Source organism: Streptomyces sp. A0592 (assembly GCF_004795115.1).
GTDB lineage: Bacteria > Actinomycetota > Actinomycetes > Streptomycetales > Streptomycetaceae > Streptomyces > Streptomyces erythrochromogenes.
Map to the genome: position 1 here is coordinate 444,442 of NZ_SSBM01000001.1, position 23,970 is coordinate 468,411.

The following is a 23,970-nucleotide window of genomic DNA, read 5'->3' on the forward strand; positions in this document are numbered from 1 at the left end:
CCATGACGCACGATGACCGGCGCGCGATTGCGTAGACCCGCGCGTCGGCGAACGGAGCTTTCCATGAATGACCCCATCACTCTCGCGGCGACGCAACACGAAGGCAGCCACGGGACCCCCGACAACACCGCCCCCGACGCCCCCGCGGCCCCGGACGAACCCGGCGCCCCGGACCCCGCTGATTCCCAGGACGATGCCGACGCGCCGCACACCCTGCGCATGCGGACCCTTCTGGAAACAGCCGCCACCTGCCGTCCGGTGGAGGAGGTCACCGCGCTGGTGAGCCTCCTCAAGGAGGACGGCAGGCTGCCCGACGCCGGACAGGACGCACTGCGCGCGGCCGCCGTGACCCGGCCCGTGCAGGACGTACAACGGATGGTCACCCTGCTGGGCGAGGCCCCGCACGAGGTGGGCGAGGCGGACATCACGCTCCGCGCCGCCGCCGTGGGACGGTCCATCGAGGACGTCGCCCTGCTGGTGACCATCCTCGGCAAGGACGAGCCCGGCGAGCCGGAGCCGCAGCGCCGCACCCGGCCCGCCGAGGCCGGCGCGCCGGCCGCAGGGCCGCCTCCGCAGGCGTACGAGCAGCCGCGCGAGAAGCCGTACGAGCCTCCGTACAAGGAGCTGTCCGACACGCCCCACCAGGCGAAGTCCCGGCGGCCCGCGCCCGTCGGGGAGCCGGCCCGCGCCGCGGCGCTGGGGCACGTGCTGCGCTGGCCCGTGGCGATCACCCTGCTGGTCAGCGGCGCCCTCCACCTGCCGCAGGACCTCACGGCCCTGGCGTCCGCGAGCCCCCTCGGCCTGCTGCCCCTCCTGGTCACCCTGGTGTGCCTGGGCGTCGGCGCGCTGGTGGCACTGCGCGACACCACGGCCGTGTGGCGGGCCGGCGCGGCCACCGCCGTGGGCGTGGTCGCCCTGCACGTCCTCGGCGGCTCGCTGGCCTTCGACCCGCTGGCCGGCACCGTGGGAGGCACCCGGGCCTGGGCGGGTGCCGCCGTCATGCTGTGCGCCGCGGCCGGCGCGGTCCTCGCCGGCCTGGCACTGAGGAACCGTCAGGAGAGCTCGGCCTGACCCGCGGCCGCGACCGCCGGAGCGGCACCCCGCGCACCGCGCGCGGGGTGCCGCTCCGCTCGCGGGCGCTCGTCAGGCGAGGAGGTTGACCGCCCCCGTGAACACGCGGGGCAGCCGGGCGGCCAGCGGGACGATCCGGGGTGCGAGGCGAGGCCGCCGCCGGGCCCACAGCAGCGACTCGGTGAGGGCGCGGTAGCTGCGCGACAGGTCCCGCCAGGCCTGCTCGTAGGCCTGTGGCCGCCCCGCCTTCACGCAGCGCACCAGTTCGCCCGCGGCCGTCACGGCCAGGGTGAGCCCCTCGCCGGTCAGGGCGTCCACGTAGCCGGCCGCGTCGCCCACGAACAGCACCCGCCCCGCGACGCGCACGCGTGCCCCCTGGCGCAGCGGACCGGCGCCGCGCACCGGCGTGTCGGCGTACCCGGTCAGCCGGTCCGCCAGGTGCGGGAAGCGGGCGAGCTGTTCGTCGAAGGGCGCCTGGTCGGTGGTGAGGACCGCCACGCCGATCCGGTCGGGCGCCAGCGGGGTGATGTAGGCCTCGCATCGCGCCGACCAGTGCACCTCGACGAGGTCGCTCCACGGCTCGACGGCGAAGTGGCGGCGCAGCCCGTAGCGGGCCGGGCGGCGGGGCGTGGCCGGAGCCGACAGGCCGAGCCCGCGCCGGACGGGGGAGTGCAGGCCGTCCGCGGCGACGAGGTAGCGGGCGGTGAGCCCGGCCGCGGTGACGTGGTCGACGCCCTGGCGCACCTGGTCGACGCGTTGCGGCAGGACCTGTACGCCGAGCTGCGCGGCCCGTTCCGCGAGCGCGGCCTGGAGGTCCGTACGGCGGGCGCCGCGGCCCGGTCCGGACCGGAAGAGCCCCTCGGCCCGCAGGCCGCTCACGCCGTCGACGTAGCGGATGCCGCGGAACGGCTGCCCCGCCACGGACACGCCGAGCTCGTCGAGGCGGCGGACCGCCCCGGGCATGAGGCCCTCCCCGCAGGCCTTGTCGATGGGGGTGGACCGCGGTTCCGCGACCACGACCTCCAGGCCGGCGAGGGCGCCGTGGATGGCGGTCGCGAGTCCGGCCGGACCACCGCCGGCGATCAGCAGGTCGATCATGACGGTGCTCCCGCCGACGGGACGGAGGCGGGCGCCCGCAGCCGTCCGCCGTCCGTCAGGGCGGCGTCCTCGCAGCCGATCCGCACCCGCAGCAGCACCAGGTTGAGCACGGTGAAGCCGAGGGCGGTCACCCAGGCGGAGTGGATCAGCGGCAGCGCGGCCCCTTCCGCGACCACCGCCACGTAGTTGGGGTGCCGCAGCATCCGGTAGGGGCCCCGCTCCACCAGTGGCAGGCCGGGAACGACGAGCACCCGGGTGTTCCAGCGCGGGCCGAGGGAGGCGATGCACCACCAGCGCAGGCCCTGGGCGGCGAGAACGACGGCGAGGGCCGACCAGCCGAGCAGGGGGACGAACGGCCGTCCGGCCGCCCAGGGTTCGACCGCGCAGCCGATCAGCAGCGCGGTGTGCAGGGCGACCATGGCCGGGTAGTGGCCGCGGCCGTACTCGCGGCCGCCGCGCGCCAGGCTCCAGGAGGTGTTGCGGCGGGCGGTGACCAGCTCGGCGAGCCGTTCGGCGGCGACGAGGCAGATGAGCAGCAGGTACAGGCTCAAGGAGGTGGCGGAGGTCAGGGAGTTCATGGGGTTCACCGAGTTCACCAGCGCAGGAGGACGAGTTCGGAGGCGAAGCCGGGGCCGAAGCCGAGCATCAGCCCGACGGAACCGGGCCGCGGTCCGGCGCGGCGGACGCCTTCCAGGATGTGCAGGACCGAGGCGGAGGAGAGGTTGCCCACGGCGGCCAGCGAACGCCGGCTCGCCGCGAAGGCCGATTCCGGCAGCGACAGCGCGTCCGAGAGCGCGTCGAGGATCTTCGGGCCGCCGGGATGGCAGATCCAGGAGTCGACGTCCGAGGGCTTCAGGTCGTGGGCGGCGAGGAAGCTCTCCACCTCTTCGGCCACGTGCAAGCGGGCCAGGTCGGGGAGTTCACGGCCGAGCACCATGCGCATGCCCCAGTGGCCGATGTCCCAGCCGAGCAGGTGCTCGGTGCCCGGGTAGAGGCGGCTGCGGGTGGCGACGATCTCGGGGCCGGCACCCGTCGCGTGGAGCGGATGGTCGCGGCCCACCGCCACCAGGGCGCCCGCACCGTCGCCGAAGAGGGCCCCGGCGACCAGGTTCGCCATCGAGGAGTCGGTGGCCTGGAGGGTGAGCGAACACAGCTCGGTGGACAGCAGCAGGGCCGCGTCGCCCGGCCGGCCCGCGAGCAGGTCGTGGAGATGGCCCACCCCGGCGGCCCCCGCGGCGCACCCGAGGCCGAAGAGCGGCAGCCGCCGGACGTCGGGACGCAGGCCGGCGCGGGAGGCGAGGCGGGCCTCCAGCGAGGGCGTCGCGAGTCCGGTCACGGTGGTCGACATGACCAGATCGACCTCGGGGGCCGTCAGGCCGGCTTCGTCGAGGGCGAGTTCGAGCACCCGGGATCCGAGTTCCAGGGCCGTCTCCACGAACAGGGCGTTCGTCGTGCCGAAGTCGTTCGCGGGCCCGTAGCGCTCCAGCGGGAGCGCGAGATGACGGCTCTCCACGCGCACCGAGGCGTGGACCCGGCGCAGCAGGGCGGTGTCGGAGCCGGGCGGCAGGAAGCGGGCGAGCGCCTCCGTGATCTCGGCCTGGGGATGGAGATGGGGCGGGAACACGGTGCGCACTGCCAGAACACGTGTCATTGAGTCACCATAGGAAACAACTGACACTTCGTAATGAATCACCTGATTCGGGCGCGGCGCCGCATAGCGTGTCGCCGTGCCCGTGCGAACCACGCAGATCGCCGAGAGTGCCGATGACGGCGGGAGCGGCGCCACCGCCCGCGCTGCCCGTGCCGTCCGCGTCGGACGTGCCCTGGGCGCCCTGGGGGCGTCGTGCCACCCGCTGCCCGCGGCGGCCGTGACGCTCTTCACCGCGGCCCTGGCGGTCGCCGCAGGACACGGCCCGCCGGGAGTCGTCCTCCTCGCGGGGGCGGTGGCCGCCGGCCAGCTGTCCGTCGGCTGGTGCAACGACCGGGCCGACCTGCGGCGTGACCTGGCCACGGGTCGTCGGGACAAGCCGCTCGTCGCCGGTACGGTCTCGGCCGACGCCGTGGCCCGGGCGGCGGGCACGGCACTCCTGCTCTGCGTACCGCTGTCGCTGGCGGCCGGACCGCTCGCGGGCGCCGTGCACCTGGTCGGCGTGGCGGCCGCCTGGGGGTACAACCTCCGACTGAAGGGCACGGTCGCCTCCTGGGCCCCGTACGCCCTGGCCTTCGGCCTGCTGCCGGCCTTCGTCACCCTCGGGCTGCCCGGCGCGCCCTGGCCGCCGCCGTGGCTGATGGCCGCCGCGGCCCTGCTCGGCGCGGGCGCCCACTTCGCCAACGTCCTGCCCGACATCGACGACGACCTGGCCACCGGGGTGGTCGGGCTGCCGCAGCGGCTCGGCGCCCGGCGCTCGGCCGCGCTGGCCGGGCTGCTCGTCCTCGGCTCGACCGCGGCCCTTCTCGCGGGACCGCCGGGGCCGGTGACGGCGTACGGCTGGGTGCTGCTGGGCGCGACGGCGACGGCGCTGCTCGTCGCGTTCCGCCGGCCCGCGGGACGGCTCCCGTTCCTGACGGTGATGGCGGTCGCCGGGGCCGACGTGATCCTTCTGGTCGCCGAACTCCGCCCGTGAGCGGTGCACTCTGCGGACCGTCGGGGATCAGGGCGCGTGCCGGGTGCGGGTCCAGGTCAGGAGGTGGTCGGCCGGCCAGGTGTTGATGACGCGCTCCGTCTGAACGCCGCATTCCACCGCCCGCTCGCAGCCGAGGACCTGCCAGTCCAGCTGGCCCGGGGCATGCGCGTCCGTGTCGATCGCGAAGAAGGTCCCGGCCGCCACGGCGAGCCGCAGCAGCCGCCGCGGCGGGTCCAGCCGTTCGGGCCGGCTGTTGATCTCCACGGCGGTGCCCGTCTCCGCGCAGGCCGCGAACACCGCCTCGGCGTCGAACTGCGACTCGGGCCGGGTCCGGCCGGTGACCAGCCGCCCCGTGCAGTGCCCGAGGACGTCCATCAGCGGGTTGCGCACGGCAGCCAGCATCCTCCGGGTCATCGCGGGCGCGTCCATCCGCAGTTTGGAGTGCACCGAGGCGACGACGAGATCCAGCCGTTCCAGCAGCTCGGGCTCCTGATCGAGCGCCCCGTCGTCCAGGATGTCGCACTCGATTCCGGTGAGCAGTCGGAAGGGCGCCCAGCCGGCGTTGAGCTCGGCCACCACGTCCAGCTGCTCGCGCAGCCGGTCCGGGGAGAGGCCCCGCGCGACGGTCAGGCGCGGCGAGTGGTCCGTCAGCACGGCCCACTCGTGGCCCAGCCCGGCGGCCGCCCGGCCCATCGCCTCGATCGGGCTGCCGCCGTCGGACCAGTCCGAGTGCACGTGGCAGTCCCCGCGCAGCGCCGCCCGCAGCGCGGCGGCGGCCGGTGAGGCGGCAGGGCCCTCCGGGAGTGCGGCGGCCTCGTCCTCCAGGCCCTGCAGGTAGGTCGGCACGCCGCCGGCGAGTGCCTCCCGCACGACCGCGGCCGTCTTGGGGCCGAGGCCCTTGACTGCCTCCAGGGAACCGGCTGCGGCCCGCGCCGCCACCTCCTCGGCGCCCATCCGCACGACGACCGCGGAGGCGGTGCGGAAGGCCCGCACCCGGTAGGTGGGTGCCTGCGCGCGCTCCAGCAGGAACGCGATCCGGTCCAGCGCCGCAGCCGGGTCCATCGGCCACCTCCTGCCGTCACGGCGTGGCCCCAGTGTCCGTCGCGGACGGCGGCTACGCCTCCCGCGGCTCGTGAGTCTCCCGGGCCTCCTCCAGGGGCGCGGCGGCGTCCAGCGCGGCCGTCAGCCGGCTCAGGCGGTCCTGGAGGTCCACGACCTCGGCGAGCTCGAAGCCCGTGGCCGCCGCGATCCGCCGCGGCACCTCGACCGCGCGGGCGCGCAGGGCCGCGCCCTCCTCGGTCAGGTGGGCGCGTACGGAGCGCTCGTCCTCGATGCTGCGCTCGCGGCGGACCAGTCCGGCCGCCTCCAGCCGCTTGAGCAGCGGGGAGAGGGTGCCCGAGTCCAGCCGCAGGTGCTGACCGATCTCCTTGACCGGCATCTCGCCGTGCTCCCACAGCACCAGCATCACCAGGTACTGCGGGTAGGTGAGCCCCAGGTCCTTGAGGACCACGCGGTAGAGGCCGCCGAAGGCGCGGCTCGCGGCATTCAGCGCGAAGCAGATCTGGCCGTCGAGGCGCAGGAAGTCCTGGTCGGAGTGGGTTGCGGTCGGCTGCTCGGTCATGTCGGCCAGTGTACCCGGGCAGAGGTTGGAAGGCATTGAATTGTGCACAACTGAATTGCGTGCTCTACTGGTGGAGCGCGGTCGACCACCGGCCGCCGCCACGGTTCATTTCTGCGAGAGGAACTCTCATGGACGCGCTCTACACCGCTGTCGCCACCGCCAATGGCCGCGAGGGCCGCGCCGTCAGCTCCGACGGCCAGCTCGACCTCGCCCTGGCCATGCCCCCGGCGCTGGGCGGCAACGGACAGGGCACCAACCCCGAGCAGCTCTTCGCCGCCGGCTACGCCGCCTGCTTCGCCAGCGCGCTCGGCCTGGTCGGCCGCCAGGCCAAGGTGGACACCAGCGACGCCTCGGTCACCGCGGAGGTCTCCATCATCAAGGAGGGCGCCGGCTTCGGTCTGCGCGCCACCCTGCGCGTCGAGCTGCCGGAATCCCTGGCCGGCGAGACGGGCGCCCTGCTGGTGAAGCAGGCCCACGAGGTCTGCCCGTACTCCCGCGCCACCCGCGGCAACATCGAGGTCGACCTCGTCATCGAGTAACGAGCACCGAGCGGCGGGGAGCCGCAGGAGTACCGGCGGAGATGCCGCAGGCCCGGCGGACGGCCACCATGGGAGTCAGAACGACTCCGACGGGGGCCGCACGCCGGGAGACGCCAGTGGCGCACAGCAGCACGGACGTACTGGTCATCGGCGCCGGCCCCATCGGGTTGACCGCCGCCGCCGAGCTCCGCCGCCGCGGGGTCTCCTGCCGGATCGTCGACCGGCTCCCCGCCCGCCTGCCCTACGCGAAGGCCGTGGGCATCCAGCCGCGCACCCTCGAGATCTGGGACCGCATGGGGATGGTCCGCGCCGCCCTGGACGCCGCCGTCCCCATGCGCGGCCAGCTCACGTACGTCAACGGCGCCGAGCGGCCCCGGATCGACCTCGTCCTGCCGCCCGAAGTGCCCTACCGCTTCGCGGCACTTCCCCAGTACGAGACCGAGCGCATCCTCGACGAGCACCTGGCCCGCTGGGGCACCGCCGTCGAACGCGGCACCGAACTGGTGGCGTTCGGCCAGGACGCCGGAGGCGTCACCAGCCGCCTCCGCACCCCCTCCGGCGCCGAGGAGGAACTGCGCACCCGCTACCTGGTGGGCTGCGACGGTGCCCACAGCATCGTCCGCAAAGGACTCGGGCTCTCCTTCGAGGGCGGCGCCTTCCCCGAGGAGTACATGCTCGCCGACGTCGAGGCCGACTGGGACCTGCCCCACGGGTACTCCCTGCGCGCCATGCACCTGGACGCCGCCGGCGCCGTGGACGACGTACTCGTGTGCATCCCGCTGCCGGGCCGCGGCCGCTACCGGATGTCCATGAAGGTGCCGCCCGAACTGCCCACCGCGGAACAGGCCGCGGCGGCCGCCGACGGCGTCGCCCACGGCCTCCAGGGCGGCCGGGCCCCGCAACTGGCCGACATCCAGGCCGTCCTCGACCGGCTCGCGCCGACCCCCACCACCGCCTCGAACATGCGCTGGTCGTCGGTCTTCCGCATCAGCCACCGGATCGTGGACCGGTACGGGCACGGCCGGGTCCTCATCGCCGGCGACGCCGCGCACATCCACCCGCCGACCGGCGCCCAGGGCATGAACACCGGTATCCAGGACGCCTGGAACCTGGCGTGGAAGCTCGCCCTGGCCGTCGACGGCGCCGCCCACCCGGGCCTCCTGCCCAGCTACGACGCCGAACGCCGGCCCGTCGGCGAGGAGGTCGTCGGCCGCACGGTGCGCCACGCCTCCGCCCAAGGGGTGCAGTCCGACCCCGAGGACGCCGGCACCCTGATCCTGCGCGAGGCCCAACTGCTCGTCGGCTACCGCGCAAGCCCCGTCGTCGACCCGCCCGGCGAAGGCCCCGGACCCCGCCCGGGCGACCGGGCCCCGGACTGCGCAGGCCTCACCTCGCCGATCGCCGCCGTCCCGCTGCGCCTCGCCGACCTGCTGCGCGAACGCGAACACGTCCTCCTGCTGTACGGGACCGGCCTCGACGAATTCGCCCGGACGGCGCGGGAGTCCTCCGGCGGCCGGGTCGAGACGTGCGTCGTCCTGCCGGCCGACACCCCGCCCGACACCCCGGCGGGCCCGGCCGTACTGCCCATGTACCACGACACCGGCGGCGAGTTCGCCCGCCTCTACGCCGCCGAGCAGCCGACCGCGTTCCTGGTCCGGCCGGACGGATACCTCGGCGCCCGGCTCTCCCCGCCGGACCACGAGCGGCTGGCCGCACACCTCGCGACCGTCTTCGCCCCGGACACCCGGCCCTGACCCGTCGGATCGTCCCGGTCACCACCGGGCCCCGGTCACCACCGCGCCCCCGGTCAGGAGCACGTCCTCGTCAGTCCTGTGCCCCGGCGCGCGCGGCCTCCCGGCGCTGCCGCTTGCCCAGCGGAGCCAGCGACAGGTCCTGCGCCTGCGAACGCAGCTGCTTGAAGCCGTACCCGCGCTCCGCGAGCCAGCCCTCCGCCGCCAGCTCCGCACGGGCCGTCGCGTCGAGGATGTCCTCCTCCGCCTCGCCCGAGTCCAGGAAGCGGAAGGTGAAGAAGGGGCGGGCCGCCAGGTCGTACGTGAGGTGCCCCTCGGCCGTGAACTCCGCACGCAGCATGTCGTGCTCGGGCGCGGCCGCGAGCAGCTCGGCCCGCTGGTCGTCGGTCAGGCCGTCGAACGCGCCGCGGACGGTGATACGGAAGGTACGGGTACTCATCCGGGCACCCTAGGCCGGGGGCTCCGTCCCGCGCATCCGGATATCCAGCGGCCCGCCGGGGCCTCCGTTTTTGGATTGCCGGACGATCCTCAATACGATCCGGCGATGATCACAAGAAAACGGCTCGCGGCCAGGGCCTGCGGCCTGTTCGCCGCACTCGCCGTCGGGCTCTTCCCGGCGAGCGCCACAGCCGCCGACGGACCGGCGGCGAAGGAACCCCCCAAGGTCGACCTCGTCCTGGACGTCAGCGGCTCCATGCGCGCCAACGACATCGACGGCGGGTCCCGCATGGCCGCCGCGAAGCAGGCTTTCAACGAGGTCATCGACGCCGTGCCCGCCGAAGTCCAGCTCGGCATACGCACCCTGGGCGCCGACTACGCCGGTGACGACCGCACCCTCGGCTGCAAGGACACCAAGCAGCTCTACAAGGTGGGTCCCCTCGACCGGACCGAGGCCAAGACCGCCGTCGCGACCCTCGCGCCGACCGGCTGGACCCCCATCGGACCGGCCCTGCTCGGCGCGGCCCAGGACCTGGAGGGCGGCAACGCCACCAAGCGGATCGTCCTCATCACGGACGGCGAGGACACCTGTGCCCCGCTCGACCCGTGCGAAGTGGCCCGCGACATCGCGGCCAAGGGCATCCACCTGGTCATCGACACCCTCGGCCTGGTCCCGGACGCCAAGACCCGGGCCCAGCTGACCTGCATCGCCGAGGCCACCGGCGGAACGTACACCTCCGTCCAGCACAAGGCCGAACTCTCCGGCAGGGTGCGCCAACTCGTCGACCGGGCCGCCGATCCGGTCGTCAACCCGGTGGCGACCGAGGGCGCCAAGCAGTGCGCGGGCGCCCCGCAGCTGAAGGCCGGCCTCTACAGCGACCGCGAGACCTTCGGTGAGCACCGCTGGTACCGGGTGGACGTCCTGCCCGGCCAGGAGCTGCGCGCCTCGGTGAGCATCGGCGCCGACAGGGCCGTCAACAACGACTACGGCGTCATGCTGCGCGCCACGACCGTCCACGGGAGGGAGATCGTACGCGGCTCCGAGGCCGGCGACGGCCGTACCGACGTCCTCTCCACCGGCCTGCGCTACCCCAAGGCCGAGATCGACGACGCGGACTCCGACTCGGACGCCAAGCCCGCGGCGGAGACCGTCTGCCTCCAGGTCAGCAACTCCTTCTCGGCCCCCGCGTCCGTCAAGACCACCCCGGGCATGCCCGTCGAGCTGACCATCGACCTGGTGGACGGCCCCGACGACGCCTCCGACGCCGCGGCCTTCGGGCTCGGGCGCGGCTGGTGGACGCTGGCCGTGCTGGTGCTGGCCGGACTCCTGGCCGGGCTCGTGTGGGGATGGATCTCGCGCTGGCGCATCTCCGTCTGGAGGACCAACTGATGCGTACCGTACGCAGACTGACCGCGGGCCTGCTCGCGGCGGCCGCCGCCCTCGCGGTGGCCGGTACGGCCGCGGGTACGGCCTCCGCGGACACCCCCTCGCCGAGCGCCACCACCGGCAAGGGCGGGTCCGGCGCCGAAGCCGCCCCGACCGAGGCGGGCACGAGCTTCCGCACCGCCACGCCCTTCCGGCCCGGCCAGAAGGCCACGGCCGGCGCCTCCAGCGGCGACTACCTGTACTGGGTCCTTCCGGTCGACGCACAGCAGCGCGTCACCGTGAAGGCCGCCATCACCCTGCCCGACTCCGCCGCCCGGCACGGCGCGTCGACCTGGCAGCTCGACGTGTACGACGGACTCCGCCGCCGGCAGGCCTGCACGTACGGCATGCAGAGCAGGGCGGCGGCCAAGGAAGCCGCCTCGGTCGAACTGTCCTGCACCCTGCGCACGGTCCGCGCCGGCGCGGAGCCGTGGGCCAACGACCCGCTGCCGGGCAGCTACTACGTCCGTCTGACGGTCGTGGACCTGCCGGAGGAGGACCTGGGCCTGCCGGTGCGCGCGGCCGTCGAGGCCGACGTGCAGGAGGAGGGCGGCGCCTTCGCGGTGGACGGGGCCCTCGCCACCCCGCTGGTCGCCGGCACGGTGACCGGCACCCTGCGCGAGCCGGAGGACGGCTGGTCCGGCGGCTGGTGGTCGGACCGCTGGCTCTGGACGGCGGTCGGCGGAGTGCTCGGTGCCCTCGCGGGCATCTTCGGGTACTCCCTGACGCGCGGCACGGGCCGCCCGTCCCGGGTGCCGCCCGGCGCCTGACCCGGCTGCCGGGGGCCCGGCCGGGTTGCGCGGGGCCCGGCCCGGCCTCCCGGCCGGGCCGGTTTCCCACCCCGGGCGGGCTGTCACGGCGCGCGGTCGTGGAGGGCGGTCACGGCACCTGCTGCGACCGCCCTGCCCGCGGCCCGGTCCGGGGCGCTGGGCCATGCGAGGACATGCCCCTCAAGCCCTCCCGGGCGCCGTCCGAAGGAGAGGGAGGCCGCGACCGAGCACCGGCGAGGACGCGGCCGTCTCCTGACGACCGCCGACCTCCCGGGGAGTACCTCTATGCGCCTGCTCGTACGTCTGACCGCCGCGGCCCTGATCGCGGCGGCACCCGCACTCGGCGGGGCCGCGGCCGCGGACGTCCCGGAACCCGTACGGGCTCCGCTCTTCACCTCCGCCGCCGCCGTTCCCGGCAAGTACATCGTCAGCCTCGACGAGGGCGTGGACGCCGGCGGGCTCGTGGAGCGGCTCGGGCTGGAGCCCACCTTCGTCTACGGATCCGCGATGAACGGCTTCGCGGTGCCGCTGACTCCGGGGCAGCTGGACGCCGTCCGCACCACCCCCGGAGTGCGCTCGGTGGAGGCGGACGCCGAAGTCTCCGCCCCGCCGACGCCGGCCGGCCCGGCGGCACCGTCCGCCGCCCGGGCTCCCGCACCGACCTGGGGCCTGGACCGCATCGACCAGCGGACCCTCCCGCTCGACGGCGACTTCACCACCGGCGGCGACGGCGCCGGCGTGACCGCCTACATCCTCGACACCGGGATCGACTACGCCCACCCCGAGTTCGAGGGGCGCGCCGAGCCCGGCTTCGATGCCGTCGCGGACGGCGGTGGCGGTCAGGACTGCGAGGGCCACGGCACCCACGTCGCGGGCACCGTCGGCGGCCGGACGTACGGCGTCGCACGCGCCGTACGGCTGGTCAGCGTCCGCGTCCTGGGCTGCGACGGGCGGGGCGACTACTCGGCGGTCGTCGCCGGACTGGACTGGGTGGCGGCGAACGCCAGGCAGCCGGCCGTCCTGAACGTCTCCCTGGGCGGCGGCCGCTCCGACGCCGTGAACCGGGCCGCGACTGCCGTGGCCGCGGCGGGCACCCTGCCGGTCGTCGCGGCCGGCAACTCCGCCGCCGACGCCTGCACGGTCTCGCCGGCCTCGGCGGACCGGGTGGTGACGGTGGCCGCGAGCAACCGGCGCGACGAGCAGTCCGCCTTCTCCAACCGGGGCGACTGCGTCGAGATCCATGCCCCCGGCGAGCAGATCGAGTCCGCGCTGCTCGGCGGCGAGACCGTGGCCCTGGACGGCACTTCCATGGCCGCCCCGCACGTCACCGGAGCGGCCGCCCTCTACAAGGCGGCCCACCCCGCGGCCACTCCCGAGGAGGTCGCCGGGTGGCTCGTGGAGAAGTCGACCAAGGACCTCCTGACCGGTACCGGTGCCGGTACCCCCAACCGGCTGCTGTTCACGGACGGTATCTGACGGGCAGCGGCCGCCCCTGTCCGCTCGTCCGCCCGTCCTCGGCCCCTTCCGCCGGTCCGGGAGAACCGGACCGGCGGACGGCGGACGGGGGCGGGGACCAGCGGCTCGTCGGGCCGGGCTCTCAGCCGAGACGCGTGAGCCTGGTGCCGAACGAGGGCTCGGCCAGGGCTCCCTTGACGGCCACCGGGACACTCTTGGCGCCCTCGCCCTCACCCGCCGTCAGCACACCGACCTCCGTACCGTCCTTCGCGGTGTGCGGCAGCGGTGAGGCGCCGGCCTTCAGGGACAGCTTGAAGCTCTGACCGGGCACGCTGATCGCGTTCAGGTCCTTGACGGCCACGAGCGGGGTACGGCCGCCGAGCCCGTCGTCCACGTACCCGACGACGTCGCCCTTGCGGACGAGCGGAGTGGAGGCGAGGGCCGCCCGTACCGCCTCGATGATCTTCTTGCTGTTCGCCTTCACCAGGGCCAGGCTGTTGAGGGCGTCCTTGTCGGGGGCGGGCGCGCGCTGCTCCATCAACGAGCCGATGATCAGCGGGGTCTCGTCACCGACCGACTTGTACGCCGCCCACACGAAGGTGCCGCCGGCGGGCGTGCTGGAGCCGGTCTTGATGCCGCGGATGCTGAGGCCCTGCACCGTGAGGAGGTCGTTGTTGTTGACGAGCTTCTCGCCCAGGCCCTTGATGGGGGCCTCGGGCAGAGCGACGATCGCGCGGAACGTCTCGTCCTTCATCACCGCCTCGGCGAGCTTCAGCTGATCGGTGGCGGTGCTGACGGTGCCCGCGTCCAACCCGCTCGGATCGGTGTACACGGTGTCCGTCATGCCGAGCTCCCGGGCGGCGGCGTTCATCTTCTCCACGAACGCGGCCTCGGAATCGGTGCCCGTGTCCCAGCGTGCCAGCAGGCGGGCGACGTTGTTGCCCGAGGGGATCATGAGCATCTTCAGCATGTCCTGCTGACTGAACTTCGAGCCGACGCTGAGGCCCGTGATCCGGGACTCGTCCGCGGAGTTGCCGTCCGCCACGGTCTTGGCGTCGACCGTGATGTCCGGACCGGGCTCGGTCTTGCGCAGCGGGTGGCCCTTGAGGACCACGTAGGCCGTCATGATCTTGGCGACACTGGCCGTCGGAACGGGCCTCTGATCGCCGTAGGTGCCGATGTCGCCGGAGCCGACGACGCGGACGGCGCCCTGGCCCCTGGCGGGCCAGGGTATGGAGAGCTGCCCGTCCACGGTGTGGTCGGTCTCGGCGGCGACGAGCCGGGGGTCGGGCAGGGGACGCAGCATCTGGCCGCCGATGCAGGCGCCGACGAGCAGCAGGAGGATCGGCGTCCACACCTTGACGCGGCGCAGCACGGTCCGGCGGGGGGTCTCCGGCGGGGGAGGGGTGTTGGTGAGATCGGCCAGCAGGTCGAGCGGCGGCAGGGGCTGCGGCACGGCCGTCTGCGGGCGGGGATGGGGCTGGGGGTGGCTCTGGGGCCGCGCGGTGACGGGGGGCGTGGCGTCGAGGTCCTTGAGCGCGACGAACCGGCTCGTCCGCTCGGGATCCGGATCCGCGTCCTCCTCCCGCGCCGCCGCCCAGGAAGGCACCTTCGGAGTGGTCTCGGCGGCCTTCTTCCCGGGTGCCTCGGGCTTGCCGCCGGCCTTGCGGTCCGGGGCGGCGGCACCGGGCGCACGCAGTACCTGCGTGCGCGAGCCGTCGGCCTCGGGCCCGGCCTCGGGCCCGGCCTCGGGCTTGTCGTCGGGTGCGGTGGTGCGGGGTACGCGCAGCATCTGCGTGCGCGAGTCGTCGGCTTCGGGCTTCGCCTCGGGCCGGGGTGTGTCCGGGGTGTCCGGCGGGGTCTTGGCGGCCTTGGGCTCGGTGGTGCGGGGTACGCGCAGCATCTGCGTGCGCGAGTCGTCGGCCTCGGGCTTCGCCTCGGGCTCGGGGGTGTCCGCGGGGGTGTCTTCGGCCTTGGCGTCGGCCTCGTCCGCGGTCTTCGTCCCGGACTCGTCGTCGGGTGCGGTGGTGCGGGGTACGCGCAGCATCTGCGTGCGGGAGTCGTCGGCCTCGGGCTTCGCCTCGGGCTCGGGGGTGTCCGCGGGGGTGTCTTCGGCCTTGGCGTCGGCCTCGTCCGCGGTCTTCGTCCCGGACCCGTCGTCGGGTGCGGTGGTGCGGGGTACGCGCAGCATCTGCGTGCGCGAGTCGTCGGCTTCGGGCTTCGCCTCGGGCTCGGGGGTGTCCGCGGGGGTGTCTTCGGCCTTGGCGTCGGCCTCGTCCGCGGTCTTCGTCCCGGACCCGTCGTCGGGTGCGGCGGTGCGGGGGGCACGCAGGATCTGCTCGCGCGGGTCGCCGGCTGCGGCCTCGGGCTTGGTGTCGGGGGTGTCCGCCGGGGCGTCCTCGGACTGTGCGGCGGCCTCGTCGGCGGTATGCGACTCGGGCTCCGGCTCGTCCTCCGGCGCGGTGGCGGCGGGTACGCGCAGCATCTGGGTGCGCGCGTCGCCGGCTTCGGGCTCGGGCTTGGTGTCGGGGGTGTCCGCCGGGGCGTCCTCGGCCTGCTCCGGGGTCTTCGGCTCGTGCTCGGGCCCGTCCTCCGGTACGTCGCCGTCGGAGGCCTGCTCCGCGCCGGACTCGGAGTCCGAGGTCTCCTCGGCCTTCGTCCCGGTGTCCGCCTCCGCCGTGGTCTCCGGCTCGCCGTCCGACTGGGCGGCCGGCCGCGAGGCCTCCGCCTCCGCCTCCGCGTTCGAGTCCGCCGCCGCGGACGACGCCGCCTTGTCGGGTGCCGCCCCCGCGACGGTGGTTCCCTCGTCCTTCGGGTCGTCCGAGGAACCGTCCGTCACCGCTACCGCCTTCATCCCAGCCCCGCCTTGCCGCTCACACTGTGCAGATACCGTTCGGCGGCACCCCAAGAGGGCCCCGCCACACTGCTAGATGCAGGTCGCGCACCACGCGTTCCCCGAGCCCGATCTTGTGACCGTTCGGTCATATTCGGTGAGTACGGCTACTCATGACCGCGCTCGCGCCCCCGTCGACGATGGACCGCAACACCACCGCACCACCGAACGGGGACGTCCATGCTCAGCCGAATCGCCGCCGCCCTGGTCCCCGCTTTCGGGCGGCTGACCGTCACCGCCGACCCGGGCGCCCGGCCCGCCACCGGTTCCATCCTCGTGGCCAACCACACCTCGCTCGCCGACCCCGCCGTCGTCGTCGCGGCGCTGCGGCGCCACGGGATCGAGCCGGTCATCCTGGCCACCGCCGGACTGTGGCGCGTACCGCTGCTCGGGCCGGCACTGCGCCGCGAGGGCCACATCGCCGTCCACCGCGGCACCGCCCGGGCCGCGGACTCCCTGGACGCCGCCGCCGTGGCCCTCGCCTCGGGTCGCAGCGTGCTGCTCTACGGCGAGGGCGGGCTGCCGACGCGCCGCGACGCGGGGGAGTCCGCACCGGGCCCCTTCCGCAGCGGCCTGGCCCGGCTCGCCGCCGCGACCGGAGCCCCCGTCGTCCCCGTGGGCCAGGCCGGCTCCCGCCGCCTGTGCTCCGGCAACAGTGCCAAGCAACTCGCCGGGGTCTTCACGGCGCCGCTGCGCCGGCCCTGCCTCCACGTACACATCGGGTCGCCGGTGCACCTCCCCGACCGGGTGCCGGAGGCGACGGACCGGGCCCGTGAGGCCGTCACCGAGGCCTGGCGCACCGCCGCCTCCGCCGTCGGGGAGGCCTGCGCGGCCGTGTGACGGCTCAGCCGGTGCTGTGCCCGAGGAGGACATGGGCCGCGACCTCCCGGTCGGTGTCGGTGTCGACGAAGGACACGACCACGGGGGTGCTGCCCGTCGGTCCGTCGGCGGTCGCGCGCATCCGGTAGCGCTCGACGCGGACGGCCTCACGGGCGAGCGGCCCGCCGCCCGTGAACAGGGACAGGGGCCCGGCATCGTTCGCGATGCGCAGTTCGGCCGGGCGCCAGGCGCCGGAGGCCCGGTCGAAGCGCTCGAGCAGGAAACCCGGCCCGCTGCCCGGCCGGTCGCCCGGTTCGCCGACGAGGGCCTCCATCTGGAAGGCCACGAGCAGGTGCCGGTAGTCGGCGGAGTTCCCGTTCCGCAGGGTGACGGTGAACTCCTGCGCGGCGCCGCCCCGTACGAGGGCGAGCCGGCCGCGGCGGGTGTCCACCGCGACGGTCAGCCGGGTCGGCGCTGCAGGCGGCGGCGGAGGAGGCGGAGACGGTGTCGCGGCCCGGGTCGTGGGCGCGGCCGGCGACGTGGCAGGGGTTCCTGCCGGCGCAGCCGTAGCCGTACTCGTGGCCGACACGGGCACGGACACCGAGGCCGAGGGCGACGGCGGGGCTTTCGGGTCCGCGTGGCCCTCGTTCGCGCATCCGGAGGAGCCGGCGAGCAGGACGGCGGCCGCGGCCGCGACGCACAGGCCGCCTCGGCGCATTCGGGCTACGGGCATGGGATCGGTTCCCCCGGGGTCGACGACGCCAGAACCTAACAAGCGGTGGCCGCGCCGACGAGCCCGATCGGGCCTCGGGGCGGCGTCGGTTCGGTCACGGAGACGACCGGCGCCCCTCCTCACCCGCCACCCGCCCTCAGAGGAGCGGCTTCTCGAAGCTGAAGGCGGTCACGGCCATCCGCTCGCGGGCGTAGAAGCGGTGTGCGTCGGTCCGCTGGGTCCCGGAGTCCAGGGTGAGCGCGGTGCACCGGGCGGCCCGGGCGTGCTGCTCCAGATGTGCGAGTAGCGCGTGGCCCACGCCGGCGGAACGGGCGGCGGCCGAAGTGACCAGATCGTCGACGTAGAGGTTGCGGATCATGGACGTGGTGGCGACGATCCGCCAGCCCGCCGCACCCACGCACACCCCGTCCGTGCCGTAGACCGCGGTGAAGCGCAGCCCTTGGCCCCGCCCCTCCTCGAGGACCGAGAGGAAGAGCTCCTCGGTGAGGTGGGGACGCAGTTCGAGCAGCACGGGCAGCAGGTCGGCGGTGAGCCGGGCGTCACCGGGCTCCAGGTCGATGATCTTCATTGCGGCAGCGTAACGGGCACGCCACCGCGTGCGAGGCGGCAAGGGCGGCGATCTCGCGCGGCTGCGGCCGACGTGTCGAAATGGGAGGGACGGCTCCGACGTCCCCTGCGAGAGGCTCCCGATCCGGGAGCGCGACCTGAAGGAGTGGCACCCCATGAAGTACATGCTGATGGTTCTCGGGAGTCAGGCGGACTACGACGCCATGGGCGGCCGGGCGAGCACCGGCAACCCCGCATGGTCGGAGGCGGATCTCAAGGCGATGTTCGCGTACATGGGCGCCCTGAACGACGACCTCGCCGAATCAGGCGAATGGGTCGACGGACAGGGCCTGACCGAACCCCGCCTGGCCAAGCTCGTGACCGCGGGAGCCGACGGAACACCCGTGATCTCCGACGGCCCGTACGGCGAGGCCAAGGAGGTGCTCGCCGGCTACTGGATCGTCGACGTCCCCGACTTCGCCAGGGCCGCCGAGATCGCTGCCCGCGCCCACGCCTGCCCGGTGCCCGAGGGGGCACCCAACTACCCGGTCGTCGTCCGGCCCGTCGACTCCGGCTCGGGCACCGAGATGTGATGACGCACCCCGCCCCCGAACCCGCGAGCGAGGACCTGCTGCGCCGACTGGCGCCGCAGGTCCTCGGCGCGCTCCTGCGCCGCTACGGGCACTTCGACGCGGCGGAGGACGCAGTGCAGGAAGCGCTGCTCGCCGCCGCCCGGCAGTGGCCCGCAGAGGGCCGCCCCCGCAACCCGCGCGGCTGGCTCATCCGTGTCGCCTCCCGCCGGCTCACCGACCAGCTGCGCAGCGAGGACGCACGCAGGAGGCGCGAGGAGACAGCCGCGGCGCTGACCCCGCGCGACGAGTTCGTGGCGCCGCCACCGGGGGAGGGCCGTGCCCCCGCCGAGGACGACACCCTCACCCTGCTCTTCCTCTGCTGCCGTGCCGAGCTGCCCGCCGCGGGCCGGATCGCCCTCACCCTGAGGGCCGTGGGCGGCCTCACCACGGCCGAGATCGCCCGCGCGCTCCTCGTCCCCGAAGCCACCATGGCGCAGCGCATCAGCCGGGCGAAACGGCGTATCAAGACCTCCCCGTCGCCGTTCGGCACCCCCGCCGACACGCCCGACCCGGAACAGGGACAGGAACAGGTACAGGATCGGGAGCGTGCGGCGCGGCTGGCCGACGTGCTCCACGTGCTCTACCTCATCTTCAACGAGGGCTACACGGCCACCTCCGGCCGGGAACTGCAACGCGCCGACCTCGCCACCGAGGCGATCCGCCTCACCCGCGCCGTCCACGCGCTGCTGCCGGACGACGGCGAGGTGGCCGGGCTGCTGGCGCTGATGCTGCTCACCGATGCCCGGCGCGCCGCCCGTACCGGGCCGGACGGCAGCCTGGTCCCGCTCGCGGAGCAGGACCGTACCCGCTGGGACCGGGACGCCATCGCCGAAGGGGTCACGCTGGTCAGCGACGCCCTCACCCGCACGCCGCTCGGTCCGTACCAGCTGCGCGCCGCGATCGCCGCCGTCCATGACGAGGCGGCGGGCGACGAGGACACCGACTGGGCGGAGATCCTCGCCCTCTACGAGGTGCTCGTCCGGCTGGTCCCCGGGCCCGTCGAACGCCTGGGCCACGCGGTCGCCGTGGCCATGGTGCACGGACCGCGCCGGGCCCTGGACCTCCTCGCCGCGCTGGACGACGACGACCACCTGGCCGGACACCACCGCCTCGAAGCCGTACGGGCCCACCTGTTGGAGATGGCCGGCGACCGGGCGGCGGCCCGCGCCGCCTACGCGAAGGCCGCGGGCCTCACCCTCAGCACCCCCGAACGCCGCTACCTCCGGTCCCGGGCGGCCCGGATCGCCGAATGAGCCCGCGCCGCGCCCCCGCCACAGCGGACCCCGCCGTCCGCATGCCGGACATGGTCCACGATTGTCGGACCCCGGCCCTACTCTTGATCACGTGAGCCCGACCCCCGACGACCGCCAGGCCCCCGAACGCACCCTCGCCGAGATCAACGCCGACATCCGCTGTCTCTTCGCGCGCGCCGAAGGCCGCCTCTCCGACGCGGAGCGCATCCGTCACGCCGGCCTGCTCCAGGAATGGGCCGCGGCCATGCGCGCCTCGGTGGTCCCGGCCGCCTGAGCGGACAGCTGTAGCTGCAGCTGCAGCTACAGCCGCACCGTTGCGACGGCGGGATTCCGGGTGGGCCTTGAGCGCTGCATGGCCGTCAGCCCGATGACGAAGAGCGGCGCGAGAACGGCGGCCACGATGTCGAGGACGTCTCCCACCAGCAGGGCGGTGGCCGCGTGGCGGACGGCGCCGGGGCTCTGGGCCAGGGCGTAGGCCATGCCCCCGCACCACCCCAGGACGCGGGCCGCTACGAAGGCGCCCCACCAGACGTCGACCAGGGTCGAAGGGAACCGCCGGGAGCCGTCGGCCGCCCCGCGAGGCCGGCTCGACACCCAGGTGGTCGCGATCCGGTACGGAAGCCAGAGGTTGGACAGCGGTACGAACCGGGCACGGACCGCCACAGCGGATGCGCCCGTGTCGGCGTTCTGTGCGAACACCCGGGCGTTCGCGCGCACCACGTGGAACCAGACGATGAACACGACGCACGCGACGATCATGGCCCTGGTCTGGACCGATGAGGCCAGGAGGAACAGGCTCTCGCCGCGGCCCAGTTCGGCATCGCCGACCGCACCCGGGTCCGAGACGAGCCGCTCCATGAGCGCCCACGTGGTCCAGTCCGCGTACACGGCGTACGCGCTGCACCCGATGAACAGCACGCACAGCACGGTCAGCGCGACGGCCAGGGCCACGGCCGCGCGCAGCCGTACGCCCGTGACGACGGGCCCGGCATCCGGGGACGGGACCGGCGGACCGGCCGGAACTGCGGACATGCTGAAGGACCCCCCACGGGTGACGGGAACAGGAAAGGGCGCGCCGAAGAGGGCGGGCCAGGCAGGAACCTACGGCATCCGCCCGATCCCCGTCACACCCGTTTCCCCAGGTCGCAGCCGGGCGTACCGCGGATCGGACAGTGCCGGCGCCACAGGGGCCGCGCGACGTCCGATGGCCCGGCGCGGTTCAGAAGGACCGGAAGACGCCCTCGGGATCGGCGAGTGCCTCGTGTGCGTACTCCTCGAAGTCCAGGTTCGCGATCGAAAGGTTCGCGTGGACATCGTGGACTCCGGCCGGGACGGTGCGGAACTCGCGGGGCGGCGGGGAGTCGACGAGCTCCCGGTAGTACTCGGGGTCGAGGTCTTCGTCCTCGGCCCCGAGGTCGAGGGCGAGCAGCGCACGGTGCGGGGACCGCATGGTGACACCGTCGGCGACGAACACGACGCTCAGGTCCTCGTCCCGGGCGACCGCGGCGATGACCGCCTCGGACGTGGCGCCGGCCCAGACGGGGTCGTCGACGACGTGGACGGAGGCCTCGAACTCCCCGTCGGCACCCCACCGCTCGCCCAGGGCCGCCGCCACCGCCCGCCATGCCGGCTCGTCGCCGTAGTCGGTCCTGATGATCAACGCGGCGAACTCGTCACGTCCCACAACCTCGGGCAGCACGTCGGCCCCTCCCTCCAGAGCGAGGCCCCAGGGTACGTCCCGCCCGGCTCCTGCGATCATGGCGGGGTGACGAGAACACCTGATCCGCGCCCTGACGAAGCCACCCTCGAGGGACTGCGCGCCGCGGTCCCCGCCGCGCGGCGGGAGCCGGCCCTCGGGTACGCGGCCGTCGAGGCGTGGGAGGCGGAGAACGGCGTGACACTGCCGGAGCCCTACCGGTCGTTCGTCGCCGAAGTCGGCAACGGGTCCGCCCCCGGGACGCGTGACGCCGGACTGCAACCCCTCGGGCAACTGCCCGCGTGCTGGTCCGGCGGGGAGCCGAGGAGGCCGGACGCGATGTTCCCGATCGAGGACGAGTGGATCTGGGAGGAGGACGAGTCCGTCGAAGAGGGCGTGGACGGCGCAGACGCCCGGATCGACGCGGTGTTCTCCCACGGCTCGATCGTGCTCTGCGCGCAGGACGCCCAGGCGTTCTGGCTGCTCGTCACCACGGGACCGCAGCGCGGGCGGGTCTGGCTGGTCACGGACGTCGGCGCCAGCCCCGCCCCCGACGGCGAACCCGCAGGATTCGCAGAGTGGATCCGGCGCAGGCAGGCCGGCGACGACGGCTGGGGCTGACCGCGGGCCTCCCTGCTGCGCGCCGCGCCCGGTGCGAAGGTGTCGAAGCCGTGGAAGGCCCCGGGCCACACGTGCAGTTCTGCCCGGCCGCCCGCCCGCCAGATCGCGTTCGCGTAGGCCACGTCCTCGTCCCTGAACGTCTCGGCCGACCCGACGTCGATGTAGGCCGGGGCAGCCCGGACAGCTCGGTGGCCCGCGCGGGCGCCGCGTAGGGCGGGCACCTCCGGGGTGCCGTACAGGTCGCCGGGCAGGGCCTGCCAGGCGGTCGTGTGGGAGGTCCGGTCCCAGACGACGACGCCGGCCGTGGGGTCCGGCCGGAGGAGATGGCCGGGGGGAGAGAGACGGCGGAGTGTCCCGCCCATCGTGCCGGGCCGACCGGCACGCCACCCCTACGCCCGTCCACCGCCGGGCTCCGCGGCCGACGCCGCGCGTTCCCGCAGCCGCCGCTTGTCCGGCTTGCCCCGGGCGGTCAGGGGGATCTCCCGCACCCAGAACACGGCGGTGGGCCGATGCGCCCGGGCCAGCGCCCGTTCCACCAGGTCGCAGGCCTCGCCGGCCACCGCGGGACCCGGCGCGCCGCCCGCCGCCGGCACCAGGAAGGCGCACACCTCCTCCCCGGTGCGGTCGCTGTGCCGGCCCACCACCACGGCTTGCGCGACGGCGGGGTGCCGGGCGAGCGCCGCCTCCACCGGCACGCAGTACACGTTGTCCCCGTCGACCATCACCACGTCCGCAGACCGGTCGTCGAGGTACAGGTAGCCGTCCCCGTCGAAGTGCCCCAGGTCCCCGGTCCGCAGCCAGCCGTCCCGCAGCACCTCGGCCGTCCGCCCGGGTCTGCCCCAGTAGCCGGACATGACCGCCGCCGACCGCGTCCACACCTCGCCCGTGCGCCCGGCCGACACCACAGCCCCCTGCTCGTCGCGGACTTCCGCCTCCACCCCGTCGACGGGCCTGCCCACCGACGCCAGCAGCTCCGGCCGCCCGCCCACCCCCGCATCGTGGTCGGCCGGAGTCAGCCGGCAGATCACCCCCGCCTCGTTCGTGCCGTAGCCCTGCCGCCACTGCCCGCCCCAGCGCGTCACCGCCTCCCGCAGCCGCTCCGGGTGGACCGGGGAGTCCCCGTACGAGACCACCTCCAGCCCCGGCACCCCGTGGGCGGTCGCCGGATCGTCCAGCAGCCGGTACACCATCGACGTCGTCAGGTACGTGGACACCGGCCCCAGCCGCAGGCAGGCCGCCGCGAACTCCCGGGTCCCGAAGGGCTCCAGGATCTCCACCCGCCCGCCGGCCCGGAACTGCTCCAGGCACCGCCCACCCGACCGCTGCGCGAGCGAGGTGACCGACAGGTAGTCCGTCTTCGCCCAGCCCGCCGGCCGTACGGAGTTCCGCGCGGCCATCGCCCCGAAGGTCGAGGCGACCCCCTTGGGCCGCCCCGTCGTCCCGCCGGTGTACGTCACCCGTGCCACGTCGTCGTCCCGCGCCCGCACGGACACCGGCACGGGTGCGCGCCGGCCGGACCGCCGGACCGCCTCGTCCAGGCCCAGCCGGCGCACCCCGGTACCGGGCACCGGAACGTCGTGCACCACCAGGTCCGGCCGGCAGTCCCGCAGGATGAAGTCCAGCCCGTACAGAGCCGGTCCGACGACGACCTGCGTCAGCCTCGCACCCAGCAGATGCGCGGCGATCCGCACCAGCAGCACCTCGGGCCGGTTCGTGCCCGCCACGCAGGCCAGCCCCGCGCCGCGCCCGATCCCCGACTCGGCCAGCACCCCGGCCAGCCGCCAGGCCGCTTCGAGCACCTCCTGGAACTCCAGCACGACCGGGCCGGCTCCCAGCGCGGGCCGCCCGGCGTGCCGCTCGAACGCCCCGACCAGCTCCGTGACATACCGCGCGGCCACCATGTGCGATCCGCCTCCCGCCGTACCGAGGGCGATCGTAGGGCCGCTCCCGCCGCACCAGCCCCCGCCACACCGGCGGCCCACTC

At 74.7% G+C, this 23,970-nt stretch carries 24 protein-coding genes and 1 pseudogene; 12 read left to right on the forward strand and 13 right to left on the reverse strand.

Annotation, left to right across the window (positions count from 1 at the left end; translation table 11 throughout):
• The first annotated feature begins 63 nt into the window (after positions 1–63).
• Entirely contained in the window at positions 64–1,071 is a 1,008-nt protein-coding gene (locus tag E6U81_RS02075) for a hypothetical protein (RefSeq protein ID WP_136228291.1), read from the forward strand.
• Between the two features lie 72 nt (positions 1,072–1,143).
• Here E6U81_RS02075 and E6U81_RS02080 read toward each other — a convergent pair whose 3' ends face one another.
• From E6U81_RS02080 to E6U81_RS02090, 3 genes are read right to left on the reverse strand one after another with little or no spacing between them, the layout of a single operon-like run.
• The gene (locus E6U81_RS02080; protein WP_136228292.1) at positions 1,144–2,169 is read right to left on the reverse strand and encodes an NAD(P)/FAD-dependent oxidoreductase; all 1,026 of its coding nucleotides are present in this window, start codon (positions 2,167–2,169) and stop codon (positions 1,144–1,146) included.
• Complete coding sequence (locus E6U81_RS02085) at positions 2,166–2,747, reverse strand: isoprenylcysteine carboxyl methyltransferase family protein (protein WP_136228293.1); 582 nt, start codon at positions 2,745–2,747, stop codon at positions 2,166–2,168. The genes E6U81_RS02080 and E6U81_RS02085 overlap by 4 nt, the downstream gene beginning before the upstream one ends.
• A gap of 14 nt (positions 2,748–2,761) precedes the next feature.
• Positions 2,762–3,820 carry a 3-oxoacyl-[acyl-carrier-protein] synthase III C-terminal domain-containing protein gene (locus E6U81_RS02090; protein WP_136228294.1) on the reverse strand — a complete coding sequence of 353 codons (1,059 nt, stop codon included), beginning with the start codon at positions 3,818–3,820 and terminating at the stop codon, positions 2,762–2,764.
• A 76-nt stretch (positions 3,821–3,896) separates the two neighbouring features.
• Here E6U81_RS02090 and E6U81_RS02095 point away from each other — a divergent pair, with 76 nt between their 5' ends.
• A complete protein-coding gene (locus tag E6U81_RS02095) occupies positions 3,897–4,793 on the forward strand; it encodes a UbiA family prenyltransferase (RefSeq protein ID WP_240803568.1) in 897 nt (298 codons plus the stop codon).
• A 27-nt stretch (positions 4,794–4,820) separates the two neighbouring features.
• Here E6U81_RS02095 and E6U81_RS02100 read toward each other — a convergent pair whose 3' ends face one another.
• A complete protein-coding gene (locus tag E6U81_RS02100) occupies positions 4,821–5,855 on the reverse strand; it encodes a PHP domain-containing protein (protein ID WP_136228295.1) in 1,035 nt (344 codons plus the stop codon).
• 52 nt (positions 5,856–5,907) lie between these two features.
• Entirely contained in the window at positions 5,908–6,414 is a 507-nt protein-coding gene (locus E6U81_RS02105) for a MarR family transcriptional regulator (protein WP_136228296.1), read from the reverse strand.
• 128 nt (positions 6,415–6,542) lie between these two features.
• On the opposite strand from E6U81_RS02105, the gene E6U81_RS02110 reads away from it, so the two are divergent.
• Positions 6,543–6,953 (forward strand): organic hydroperoxide resistance protein, encoded by a 411-nt coding sequence (locus E6U81_RS02110; protein ID WP_136228297.1) that lies wholly within the window; start codon positions 6,543–6,545, stop codon positions 6,951–6,953.
• A 116-nt stretch (positions 6,954–7,069) separates the two neighbouring features.
• Positions 7,070–8,707 (forward strand): FAD-dependent monooxygenase, encoded by a 1,638-nt coding sequence (locus E6U81_RS02115; RefSeq protein WP_136228298.1) that lies wholly within the window; start codon positions 7,070–7,072, stop codon positions 8,705–8,707.
• 70 nt (positions 8,708–8,777) lie between these two features.
• Here the strand turns inward: E6U81_RS02115 and E6U81_RS02120 are convergent, their stop codons facing one another.
• Positions 8,778–9,143, reverse strand: a complete 366-nt coding sequence (locus E6U81_RS02120) for a DUF6204 family protein (protein WP_136228299.1) — start codon at positions 9,141–9,143, stop codon at positions 8,778–8,780.
• Positions 9,144–9,248: 105 nt separating this feature from the next.
• On the opposite strand from E6U81_RS02120, the gene E6U81_RS02125 reads away from it, so the two are divergent.
• The 3 genes from E6U81_RS02125 to E6U81_RS02135 all read left to right on the forward strand — a co-directional run bounded on the left by E6U81_RS02125 (position 9,249) and on the right by E6U81_RS02135 (position 12,814).
• The gene (locus E6U81_RS02125; RefSeq protein ID WP_136228300.1) at positions 9,249–10,532 is read left to right on the forward strand and encodes a VWA domain-containing protein; all 1,284 of its coding nucleotides are present in this window, start codon (positions 9,249–9,251) and stop codon (positions 10,530–10,532) included.
• Positions 10,532–11,338 carry a hypothetical protein gene (locus E6U81_RS02130; RefSeq protein ID WP_136228301.1) on the forward strand — a complete coding sequence of 269 codons (807 nt, stop codon included), beginning with the start codon at positions 10,532–10,534 and terminating at the stop codon, positions 11,336–11,338. Before E6U81_RS02125 ends, E6U81_RS02130 begins: the two co-directional genes overlap by 1 nt.
• A 285-nt stretch (positions 11,339–11,623) precedes the next feature.
• Complete coding sequence (locus E6U81_RS02135) at positions 11,624–12,814, forward strand: S8 family peptidase (protein ID WP_136228302.1); 1,191 nt, start codon at positions 11,624–11,626, stop codon at positions 12,812–12,814.
• A gap of 121 nt (positions 12,815–12,935) precedes the next feature.
• Here E6U81_RS02135 and E6U81_RS40740 read toward each other — a convergent pair whose 3' ends face one another.
• Complete coding sequence (locus E6U81_RS40740) at positions 12,936–15,647, reverse strand: serine hydrolase (protein ID WP_240803569.1); 2,712 nt, start codon at positions 15,645–15,647, stop codon at positions 12,936–12,938.
• Positions 15,648–15,866: 219 nt separating this feature from the next.
• Between E6U81_RS40740 and E6U81_RS02145 the strand changes: the two genes are divergently transcribed.
• Positions 15,867–16,526, forward strand: coding sequence for a lysophospholipid acyltransferase family protein (locus E6U81_RS02145; protein ID WP_136228303.1), 660 nt, complete (start codon positions 15,867–15,869; stop codon positions 16,524–16,526).
• A gap of 4 nt (positions 16,527–16,530) precedes the next feature.
• Here the strand turns inward: E6U81_RS02145 and E6U81_RS02150 are convergent, their stop codons facing one another.
• Positions 16,531–16,956, reverse strand: a complete 426-nt coding sequence (locus E6U81_RS02150) for a hypothetical protein (protein ID WP_136228304.1) — start codon at positions 16,954–16,956, stop codon at positions 16,531–16,533.
• 418 nt (positions 16,957–17,374) lie between these two features.
• On the reverse strand, positions 17,375–17,806 hold the full coding sequence (locus tag E6U81_RS02155) for a GNAT family N-acetyltransferase (protein WP_136228305.1): 432 nt from the start codon (positions 17,804–17,806) through the stop codon (positions 17,375–17,377).
• Positions 17,807–17,960: 154 nt separating this feature from the next.
• Between E6U81_RS02155 and E6U81_RS02160 the strand changes: the two genes are divergently transcribed.
• The 3 genes from E6U81_RS02160 (at position 17,961) to E6U81_RS02170 (ending at position 19,943) form a co-directional block, all read left to right on the forward strand.
• On the forward strand, positions 17,961–18,377 hold the full coding sequence (locus tag E6U81_RS02160; protein ID WP_136228306.1) for a YciI family protein: 417 nt from the start codon (positions 17,961–17,963) through the stop codon (positions 18,375–18,377).
• A complete protein-coding gene (locus E6U81_RS02165) occupies positions 18,377–19,669 on the forward strand; it encodes a sigma-70 family RNA polymerase sigma factor (protein ID WP_136228307.1) in 1,293 nt (430 codons plus the stop codon). Before E6U81_RS02160 ends, E6U81_RS02165 begins: the two co-directional genes overlap by 1 nt.
• A gap of 91 nt (positions 19,670–19,760) precedes the next feature.
• A complete protein-coding gene (locus E6U81_RS02170) occupies positions 19,761–19,943 on the forward strand; it encodes a hypothetical protein (RefSeq protein WP_136228308.1) in 183 nt (60 codons plus the stop codon).
• Positions 19,944–19,969: 26 nt separating this feature from the next.
• Here the strand turns inward: E6U81_RS02170 and E6U81_RS02175 are convergent, their stop codons facing one another.
• On the reverse strand, positions 19,970–20,701 hold the full coding sequence (locus tag E6U81_RS02175) for a DUF4328 domain-containing protein (RefSeq protein ID WP_136228309.1): 732 nt from the start codon (positions 20,699–20,701) through the stop codon (positions 19,970–19,972).
• A gap of 187 nt (positions 20,702–20,888) precedes the next feature.
• Entirely contained in the window at positions 20,889–21,368 is a 480-nt protein-coding gene (locus E6U81_RS02180; protein ID WP_346766116.1) for a hypothetical protein, read from the reverse strand.
• 66 nt (positions 21,369–21,434) lie between these two features.
• Here E6U81_RS02180 and E6U81_RS40385 point away from each other — a divergent pair, with 66 nt between their 5' ends.
• Positions 21,435–21,986: an SMI1/KNR4 family protein gene (locus E6U81_RS40385; RefSeq protein WP_206309823.1), complete on the forward strand. Its 552-nt coding sequence runs from the start codon at positions 21,435–21,437 to the stop codon at positions 21,984–21,986.
• Positions 21,987–22,042: 56 nt separating this feature from the next.
• On the opposite strand, the pseudogene E6U81_RS40390 reads toward E6U81_RS40385, so the two are convergent.
• Positions 22,043–22,348, reverse strand: a pseudogene (locus E6U81_RS40390) (alpha/beta hydrolase); the annotation flags it as partial.
• Between the two features lie 27 nt (positions 22,349–22,375).
• Positions 22,376–23,887: an AMP-binding protein gene (locus E6U81_RS02190; protein ID WP_136228311.1), complete on the reverse strand. Its 1,512-nt coding sequence runs from the start codon at positions 23,885–23,887 to the stop codon at positions 22,376–22,378.
• Positions 23,888–23,970: the final 83 nt, after the last annotated feature.